The sequence below is a fragment of the Luteococcus sp. genome (genome assembly GCF_043424415.1).
Taxonomy (GTDB): Bacteria; Actinomycetota; Actinomycetes; order Propionibacteriales; family Propionibacteriaceae; genus Luteococcus.
In genome coordinates, this window is sequence record NZ_JBHWOO010000194.1 from 18,751 (window position 1) to 27,953 (window position 9,203).

Consider the following 9,203-nt stretch of genomic DNA (forward strand, 5'->3'; position numbering starts at 1 on the left):
CCGGTGGTCCTGACAGTTTCCTGCCTCCGCCACCCGCAGGGATGGTCGGCCTTGGTGGGTCAGCGCTTGCGCGCCTGCTTGGCGTCCTTGAGCGCGGCCTCCTCGGCATGGTGGTCGATCACGTGCAGGCGGACACGCTCCATCGCGGCTTCACGCTCCGCGTCGAAGTCCATCGGCTGCACCTCGGTGCGCGCCTGCGCCATGGCCCGGTAGAGCACGGCCATCAGGATGATCCAGACCGGTGCTGCGGCCAGTGCCAAGCGGGAACCGGGATCCAGTGCCAGCACGACGAGCATGGCGGCGAAGAAGGCCAGGCCGGCCCAGCACATCACGCGCCCGGCGGGCATCGGGTAGGTGGACTCGGCGTGGCGCTCGGGGTGCCTCTTCAGGTAGGCGAGGTAGCACACCAGGATGAAGCCCCAGACGGAGATGTAGAGCACCGAGGAGACGCCGGCGACCAGGGCGAAGGCATCCATCACGGTGTCGGACAGCATGACCAGGACGATGGCCGGGGAGATGCAGGCCGCGGTCAGCAGGAGTGCCCGGAAGGGGATGTGGCGGTGGTTCAGGTGTGCGAAGCGTCCTGGGGCATTGCGCTCGCGCGCCAGGCCATACATGATGCGCGAGGTCGAGAAGACACCGGAGTTGGCGGACGAGGCTGCCGAGGTGAGCACCACGAAGTTGATGATGTGGAAGGCGAGGCCCACGCCGATGAAGCCGAACATCTCCACGAAGGGGCTCTTGTCGGGGTCGATCAGGTCCCACGGCATGACGGCCATGATCACCGACAGCGCGCCGATGTAGAAGATCAGGATTCGGGCCGGAATGGAGTTGATGGCCTTGGGCAGGTTGTGCATCGGGTCGGCGGTCTCGGCCGCGGCGGTGCCCGCCATCTCGATGCCCTGGAAGGAGAAGATGGCGATCTGGAAGCCTGCCAAGAAGCCCATCAGGCCGCGCGGGAAGAAGCCGCCGCGATCCCACAGGTGGGTGAAGGAGGCAGCCGGGGTGCCGGCCATCGGGGGCTGGAAGTGCGTGATGGCCAGGTAGCCACCCACCAGCACCAGGGCCACGATGGTGATGATCTTGATCATCGCGAACCAGAACTCCAGCTCGCCGAAGAGCTTGACGGCCACCATGTTGAGCGCAGTCAGGGTGATCACGACGATGAGGGCCGGGATCCACTTGGGCAGGTCCGGGAACCAGACGGCCAGGTAGCCGCAGATGGCCACGGTGTCGGCGATGCCGATCACCACCCAGCACATCCAATAGGTCCAGCCGACGTAGAAGCCGGCCCAGGGGCCCACGAGGTCGGTGGCGAAGTCCGCGAAGGACTTGTAGGCGAGGTTGGACAGCAGCAGCTCGCCCATGGCCCGCATCACGAAGTAGAGGAAGAAGCCGATCACCAGGTAGACCAGCAGGATCGAGGGGCCAGCGAGGTGGATCGTGCGTCCGGCGCCGAGGAACAGGCCGGTGCCGATGGCTCCGCCGATCGCGATCAGCTGCAGGTGGCGGTTCTTGAGTTCACGCTTGAGCTCGTGCTCGTGCTCGTCCCCGTCAAGGACAGTGGCCCCGGACGTGTCCGGAGACTCGGTCCTGGTCTTCTGGGTTGCCATGGCATCCCCGTCATTGGGTTGCATCTGTGAGTACCTTCCGTCATGGGTAGGGGGATCCTCCGCACCCGTCCACTCGTCGGCTCTGACGCATGCTGGCACGAAGGACCACCGGTAGGTCTTCTTTCAGGCTAGCCATCCAAGCGGTCGATTCACGGGATGACGAGGCAAATGTTGCAGATCTCACGCCGGTGGGCCCACCGGGGGCGCCGGGTAGGCTGATCGTCATGACGGGATCCTGCAATGAGTGAGACCGAACTGTGGCGGCGCATGGCGCAGTGGCTTCCTGAGGGCACCGTCGAGTACTGGGCGGAGATGGTGGTGCTGGCAGAGTTGGACGGGTGCACCGTCCGTGAGGCTCTAGCTCAGGGAGTGCCGGCTCAGGCCATCTGGCGAGCCGTGTGGGCAATGCTGGAGCTTCCGCCCAGCGCTCGCTGAGCCAGGGCCGCGGCCCCGTCCCGGGGAGCGGCGCCCCAGCAGGGTGTGGCTGGCCTGAGGGGGCGGCAGCGCGCCACATTGTTGCAATCGAACAATTGTTCTAGGCTGGGCGCGTCCTACCGATCAGACGCAGGCAAGAGCGCTGAGGGCTTGTCCACATGGCAGGTTGTCCACAGCGGCGGCACCGACGTGAAAAATTGTCAGAGCCGATTCCTAGAGTCCTCGGTGAATGCAGGACACCCCATTTCGACCGGGCAGGTGCCCGGACCAGGAAGGAAGGCCGTCATGGCTGTTGCAGACCGCACGAAGGCTCTCGAGGCCGCATTGGCCCAGATCGAGAAGCAGCACGGCAAGGGGAGTGTGATGCGTCTGGGTGACGAGACCCGCGTCCCGATCGCCTTCATCCCCACCGGTTCGGTCTCGCTGGACATCGCACTCGGCATTGGCGGGCTGCCCCGCGGCCGCATCGTCGAGATCTACGGTCCTGAGTCCAGCGGCAAGACGACCGTCGCTCTGCACGCCGTGGCCAATGCCCAGAAGGCGGGTGGCATCTGCGCCTTCATCGACGCCGAGCACGCGCTCGATCCCGACTACGCCGAGAAGCTCGGTGTCGACACCGATGCCCTGCTGGTCAGCCAGCCCGACAATGGTGAGCAGGCCCTCGAGATCGCCGACATGCTGGTCCGTTCGGGAGCCCTCGACCTGATCGTCATCGACTCCGTGGCCGCCCTGACCCCCCGCGCCGAGATTGAGGGCGAGATGGGTGACAGTCACGTCGGTCTCCAGGCCCGACTGATGAGCCAGGCGCTGCGCAAGATGACCGGTGCCCTCAGCCAGGCCGGAACCACCGCAATCTTCATCAACCAGTTGCGCGAGAAGATCGGCGTGATGTTCGGTTCGCCCGAGACCACCACCGGCGGCAAGGCGCTGAAGTTCTACTCCTCGGTGCGTCTGGACGTCCGCCGCATCGAGACCCTGAAGGACGGCACGGAGCCCGTCGGCAACCGCACCCGCGTCAAGATCGTCAAGAACAAGGTGGCCCCTCCCTTCAAGCAGGCCGAGTTCGACATCCTCTACGGCCAGGGGATCAGCCGGGAGGGAAGCCTGATCGACATGGGTGTCGACAAGGGTGTGATCCGCAAGGCCGGTGCGTGGTTCACCTATGGCACCGACCAGTTGGGCCAGGGCAAGGAGAATGCCCGCAACTTCCTCAAGAAGAACCCGGAGGTGGCGGACGAGATCGAGGCCAAGATCCTCGCTGCCCTGGGCATGGGGGAGCAGCCCGAGGAGAAGACCGACGAGGTGCCCGAGGGTATCGATCCGGTGACCGGCGAAGTCGCCTTCTGAGGCGGACGTAGCCCCGGATGAGTCACCAAGGGTTCGGACGACGGCCTGCGCGGGAAGCTCCCGCGCAGGCCGCTGGTCCTGACGCCGACCCGATGGAGGTGGCGCGCGAGATCGCGCTGCGCATCCTCACCATGCGCGACCACTCCCGTCAGGAGCTGGCGGGCAAACTCGATGCCAAGGGCGTGCCCGAGGACGTGCGGGACGAGCTGCTGGATCGCTTCGAGGAAGTGGGCCTGGTCAACGACGAGAGCTTCGCCCAGCAGTGGACCCGAGCCCGTCGGTCCAGCCGCAAACTGTCGAAGATGGCCGTGCGGCGTGAGCTCCAGACCAAGGGTGTCGACCGAGACCTCATCGACCAGACCTTGGACGAGATCGACCACGACAGCGAGGTGGCCCTGGCCACCGAGCTGGCGCGCAAGAAGTGGCGCTCGGTCCACTCGCTGCCACGCGAGGTGGCCTACCGCAGGATGGCGGGTGCACTGGCACGCAAGGGCTATTCCTCCAGCGTGGTCAGTCAGGTGCTCCGAGAGGTGATGGACTCCGACCGGGGCCCCTACGAGACCGGCCAGTGGTGACGGGCTGGCCGCCGACGGTCGATCGTCTTGCCCGTGGTCGGGCCGACAACTAGCCTCGAAGGAGAAGTGGAGGCCACTTCGTCGAGCTGTCGGACCCCACCCCCTCGCGACCGCCTCCCACGAGGAGGAGGAACGATGGTCTGGCTCTGGGTTGCTCTGGGTGTGATGGTGCTGCTGGCGAGTGGATTGGCAGCAGCACTCGTCCAGACCCGGCGCGTCGGCCGGGAACAGGCACGCCTCGAGGAGGACGTGGCCCATCGGCGCGAAGCCGCGCTGGATCGTCGCGAGGCCGAACTGGCAAGCCGTGAGCAGGAAGTGGCCGACCAGCGCCAGCGCGACGAGCAGGAACGCCAGGAACTTGCCAAGGCGCGCCAGCAGGCGGACCGGGACAGGAGCGAGCTGCGCGATCGCACGGACCAGGCCGCCAGCAGTGCTGCCTCGGCCGAGTCACGACGCTCCGAGCTCGAGCGGCGCCTGGCCGAGGTGCAGCAGCGCACCGAGCTGGAGGAGGAGCGAATCCGTCTCGAGCAAGCCGACCTGCGCCAGCTCCGCTCCACCTTGGAGACCCGCGAGCAGCGACTGGGGGAGCGCGAGGACCGCGCGCTGGCCGAGTCGCACGACATCCAGGCCCGACTGGACGAGATCGCCGAGTCGCAGGAGCAAGTACAGGCCGACCGGGAACGAGCCGCCGAGGAGCTGCAGCGCGTCGCCGGTCTCGACCAGGTCCAGGCCCGCGCGGAGGTCATTGCCCAGGCCGAGCACGAGGCCCGGCTGGAGGCGACCACATTGGCGCGAGACATCGAACGGAAGGCCCGCCAGCAGGCCGACTCCCGCGCCCGCGGCATCATCGTCACCGCCATCCAGCGCCTGGCCTCCGAGCAGACCTCCGAATCGGTGGTGAGCACCCTCGACCTTCCCAGCGACGAGATGAAGGGGCGCATCATCGGCCGTGAGGGCCGCAACATCCGTCACTTCGAGCAGGTCACCGGCGTCAACGTGATGATCGACGACACGCCCGGTTCGGTGCTGCTCAGCTGCTTCGATCCGGTGCGCCGGGAGACGGCACGCCTCACGCTAGCGGAACTGGTCGCCGACGGCCGGATCCACCCGGCACGCATCGAAGAGGTGCACGAGCGCAGCACCGAACGCATCCACGAGCGCATCCTGCGCGCCGCCGAGGATGCACTGGCCGAAGTGGGGATCTCCGACATCGACCCCGCCCTGCTGCCCACCATCGGAGCCCTGCGCTATCGCACCAGCTACGGCCAGAACGTGCTGCGCCACCTGGTCGAGTGCGGCCACCTGGCCGGCATGATGGCAGCCGAGCTGGGCCTGGACGTCGCCACCTGCACCCGCGCCGCCTTCCTGCACGACATCGGCAAGGCGCTGAGCCACGAGGTGGAGGGAACCCATGCCATGGTCGGAGCCGAGCTGGCGCGCCGCCATGGCGAGTCACCCGAGATCGTGCACGCCATTGCCGCCCACCACAACGAGGTGGAGCCCACCACCGTCGAGGCCGTGCTCACCCAGGCCTGTGATGCCATCTCCGGCTCGCGTCCCGGCGCCCGCCGTGAGTCCCTGGAGGCCTACGTCAAGCGTCTCGACCGGTTGGAGCAGATCGCGGCCTCGCACGACGGAGTCGAGCGCGTCTTCGCCATGCAGGCCGGGCGCGAGGTCCGCGTGATGGTGCTGCCCGAGGTGGTCGACGACGCCTCGGCGCACCAGCTGGCGCGCCAGATCGCCCACGAGGTGCAGGAGGAGCTCACCTACCCGGGCCAGATCCGGGTCACCGTGGTGCGCGAATCCCGCGCCACCGAGATAGCCCACTGAGCGCTGTCATTCCTCCAGACCGGCTTCGCCGCCAGGAGCTCGTGCCGAGGCAATGGGGCCGGGGCTCCCCGCAGTCAGCGGTCCGCGCCCAGACCGGCCAGGAAGTCGCGTGCGCGCTGGGTGCGGGGATGGTCGAAGAAGTCTTCGGGCGGTCCCTGCTCCACGATGGTCCCGTCGGCCAGCATCACCACCCGGTCGGCGGCACGCCGCGCGAAGGACATCTCATGGGTCACCACCACCATGGTCAGGCCTTCGGAAGCCAGCTGCAGCATCGCCTCCAGCACCTCGGTGACCATCTCCGGGTCGAGCGCGCTGGTCGGCTCGTCGAAGAGCACCAGACGAGGCTCCATCGCCAGCGCCCGCGCGATCGCCACACGCTGCTGCTGGCCACCCGACATTTGGCCCGGCACGCGGTCCGCATGTTCGGACAGGCCCACCTTGGCCAGCAGGCGCAGGCCCCGCTCACGGGCGGACTGCGCATCCAGGCCCAGCACCTCCACCGGCCCGAGAACCACGTTCTCCAAGGCCGTCATCGTCGGGAACAGGTTGTAGGACTGGAAGACCATGGCGACCCGGGAGCGCAGCTCGGCGAGCTCCGCTCCGCCTGCGGGGATCGGTGAGCCGTCGACGGTGATGGTGCCGCCGTCGATCCGCTCGAGAGCATTGATGGTGCGCACCAAGGTGGACTTGCCGGAGCCTGACCGTCCCAGGACCACCAGGACCTCGCCTCGGTGCACGTCCAGGTCGATGCCGCGAAGCACCTCGTGCCCGTCGAAGCTCTTGGTCACGCCGCGCATGCTGACCACCACGTCATCACCGGGCGTGACGCCGGCCGGCACATCGGCTTCCGTCCTCCTCACCTCAGGCATCGGCGTCCTCCTGCAGCAGGCCCCACTGTCCGACGAAGTCCTCGCCAGGTTCCAGCACCACCAGGTCCTCGTGGGTGGGGCCCGGGTTGAAGGCGTCGGGCCCACAGGTCATCGGCTCGACGGCCAGGCTGCGGCCGTCGCCGGGGGTGTAGAGCTGGGCCCAGCGCATCGACTCGTCACCCCACAGCAGCGTGCGGTGTTCGCTTCCCTGCAGGCAGATGTCCCAACGTCCCTCGACGCGCTCGGCTCCGGTGAAGGCGGTGTCCAGTCCCACCCCGGCCAGCAGCTTGGGCTTTCGCAGGTCGGCGACGGTCTGGTCGAGGGGGCGGGTCTCGGTGGGCAGCAGGCGTTCGTCGACGCCCAGCACTGTCGAGAAGGGCACCTGGATGGTGCAGTCGGCCAGCGTCCCGTCGGGGGCCAGCAGGTAGGGGTGGGCCCCGTAGCCGAAGGGCACGGCCTGGGGGCCCACATTGCTGGCGCGCACGGTGACGGTGAGCCCGTCGTCCGAGAGCCGGTGTTCCAGCTGGAGTTCCACCACGCCGGGCCAGCCGGGCTGCGGATGCAGCAGGTAGCGCTGCACGAGGTGCTCGTCGGACTGCTCGACGGTCGTCCAGGGCACCCAGCAGACCAGGCCGTGGATCGCATTGTTGCGCTCGGGCTCGCTGAGTGGGAGCTGCAGCTGGATGCCGTCGTGGACCCAGCGGCCGTCGCGGATGCGGTTGGGCCAGGGCATCAGGTGCTGGCCCTGGCAGCCGATCGGGGAGTTCTCCACTTCGAAGGGCAGCACGACGTCGCGGCCGTCGACGGTGTAGCTGCGAAGGGCCGCACCGAGCTCGGTGACCACCGCTTGCTGGGTGCCGTGACGAGGGTGTGCTGGGTGCCGGTGGGTGAGATCATGGGCCCCACCCTAGGACCTGCGGCCGCTCGCCTGCGAGGCACGATTCACCGCGGGCCACCCACGCAATCTAGAGTTGTCCCACCATGTCTGAATCCATTGCCACCAGCGCGCCCGCAGCACCCCGCACCTACCAGGTGATCACCTACGGCTGCCAGATGAATGTCCACGACTCGGAGCGCATCTCCGGCCTGCTGGAGGGTGCTGGGCTGGTGCGCAGTGACCGCGACGTCTCCGAGGAGGGCGGCGCGGACGTGGTGGTCTTCAACACCTGCGCGGTGCGCGAGAATGCCGACAACCGGCTCTACGGCACCCTGGGCCACATGGCCGCGGTCAAGCGCACCCGGCCCGGCATGCAGATCGCCGTGGGTGGCTGCATGGCGCAGAAGGACCGCGACGTGGTTGTCGGGAAGGCGCCCTGGGTCGACGTGGTCTTCGGCACCCACAATGTCGGCAAGCTGCCGGTGCTGCTGGAGCGGTCCCGGGTGGAGCAGGCCAGCCAGGTGGAGATCGCCGAGGCGCTGGAGAACTTCCCGTCGAACCTGCCCACGCGCCGCGAGTCGCCCTACTCGGCCTGGGTGAGCATCAGCGTGGGCTGCAACAACACCTGCACCTTCTGCATCGTGCCCCAGCTGCGCGGCAAGGAGACGGACCGTCGCCCGGGCGACATCCTCGCCGAGGTCCAGGCGCTGGTCGATGAGGGCGTGCAGGAGGTGACCCTGCTGGGCCAGAACGTCAACACCTACGGCGTGGAGTTCGGCGACCGGGGCGCCTTCGCGAAGCTGCTGCGGGCCTGCGGCCAGGTCGAGGGCCTGGAACGGGTGCGCTTCACCAGCCCGCACCCGGCCAGCTTCACCAGCGACGTCATCGACGCGATGGCCGAGACCCCCAATGTGATGCCGAGCCTGCACATGCCCCTGCAGTCGGGCTCGGACAAGGTGCTGCGCGAGATGCGGCGTAGCTACCGCAGCGAGCGCTTCCTGCGGATCCTCGACGAGGTGCGCACCAAGATCCCGCGCGCGGCGATCACCACCGACATCATCGTCGGCTTCCCCGGTGAGACGGAGGAGGACTTCCAGGAGACGCTGCGCGTGGTGGAGCAGTCGCGCTTCAGCGCCGCCTTCACCTTCCAGTACTCGATCCGTCCCGGCACGCCCGCCGGCGTGATGGACAACCAGGTGCCCAAGGCCGTCGTGCAGGATCGCTACGAGCGCCTGCTGGAACTGGTCAACCGGCTGGCCTGGGAGGAGAACCAGAAGCTGGAGGGCACCGAGGTGGAGGTCATGTTCGCCGTGGGGGAGGGCAAGAAGGATGCCGAGACCAACCGGATGACCGGGCGGGCCCGCGACAACCGCCTGGTGCACGTCACCGTCCCCTCCGACCCGGCGCTGCGGCCCCGCCCGGGCGATGTGGCGACCACGGTCATCACCCATGCAGCGCCGCACCACCTCAATGCCGATGCCGGGATCACCCAGCTGCGCCGCACGCGCGGTGGGGACGCTTGGCAGGCCCGCCACGAGGCACCGCCGGCACCAGCCGGGGTCGGCCTGGGCATGCCGACGATTGGCGCGCCCGCGAGCTGACGGGCCCAGACGCCCCGGACACGACCGGGGGCGGACACCGATGGTGTCCGCAGTGA

8 protein-coding genes are annotated in these 9,203 nt (G+C 68.2%); 5 read left to right on the top strand and 3 right to left on the bottom strand.

The genetic code is table 11. The annotated features are described in order from the left end of the window. Positions 1-59: 59 nt before the first annotated feature. Positions 60-1,613 (bottom strand): amino acid permease, encoded by a 1,554-nt coding sequence (locus ACHFFZ_RS11290; protein ID WP_394276713.1) that lies wholly within the window; start codon positions 1,611-1,613, stop codon positions 60-62. Positions 1,614-1,853: 240 nt separating this feature from the next. Between ACHFFZ_RS11290 and ACHFFZ_RS11295 the strand changes: the two genes are divergently transcribed. The 4 genes from ACHFFZ_RS11295 (at position 1,854) to rny (ending at position 5,800) form a co-directional block, all read left to right on the top strand. Beyond that, a complete protein-coding gene (locus ACHFFZ_RS11295; RefSeq protein ID WP_394276714.1) occupies positions 1,854-2,048 on the top strand; it encodes a DUF3046 domain-containing protein in 195 nt (64 codons plus the stop codon). 285 nt (positions 2,049-2,333) lie between these two features. After that, a complete protein-coding gene (gene recA / locus ACHFFZ_RS11300) occupies positions 2,334-3,395 on the top strand; it encodes a recombinase RecA (RefSeq protein ID WP_394276715.1) in 1,062 nt (353 codons plus the stop codon). 92 nt (positions 3,396-3,487) lie between these two features. Beyond that, a complete protein-coding gene (locus tag ACHFFZ_RS11305) occupies positions 3,488-3,970 on the top strand; it encodes a regulatory protein RecX (protein ID WP_394276716.1) in 483 nt (160 codons plus the stop codon). Between the two features lie 135 nt (positions 3,971-4,105). Then, positions 4,106-5,800, top strand: a complete 1,695-nt coding sequence (gene rny / locus ACHFFZ_RS11310) for a ribonuclease Y (RefSeq protein WP_394276717.1) — start codon at positions 4,106-4,108, stop codon at positions 5,798-5,800. Positions 5,801-5,874: 74 nt separating this feature from the next. Here rny and ACHFFZ_RS11315 read toward each other — a convergent pair whose 3' ends face one another. Both ACHFFZ_RS11315 and ACHFFZ_RS11320 read right to left on the bottom strand, forming a co-directional pair. After that, positions 5,875-6,669, bottom strand: coding sequence for an amino acid ABC transporter ATP-binding protein (locus tag ACHFFZ_RS11315; protein WP_394276718.1), 795 nt, complete (start codon positions 6,667-6,669; stop codon positions 5,875-5,877). Then, on the bottom strand, positions 6,662-7,513 hold the full coding sequence (locus ACHFFZ_RS11320) for an aldose 1-epimerase family protein (protein ID WP_394276719.1): 852 nt from the start codon (positions 7,511-7,513) through the stop codon (positions 6,662-6,664). Before ACHFFZ_RS11320 ends, ACHFFZ_RS11315 begins: the two co-directional genes overlap by 8 nt. Positions 7,514-7,650: 137 nt before the next feature. On the opposite strand from ACHFFZ_RS11320, the gene miaB reads away from it, so the two are divergent. After that, entirely contained in the window at positions 7,651-9,147 is a 1,497-nt protein-coding gene (miaB, locus tag ACHFFZ_RS11325) for a tRNA (N6-isopentenyl adenosine(37)-C2)-methylthiotransferase MiaB (RefSeq protein ID WP_394276720.1), read from the top strand. Positions 9,148-9,203: the final 56 nt, after the last annotated feature.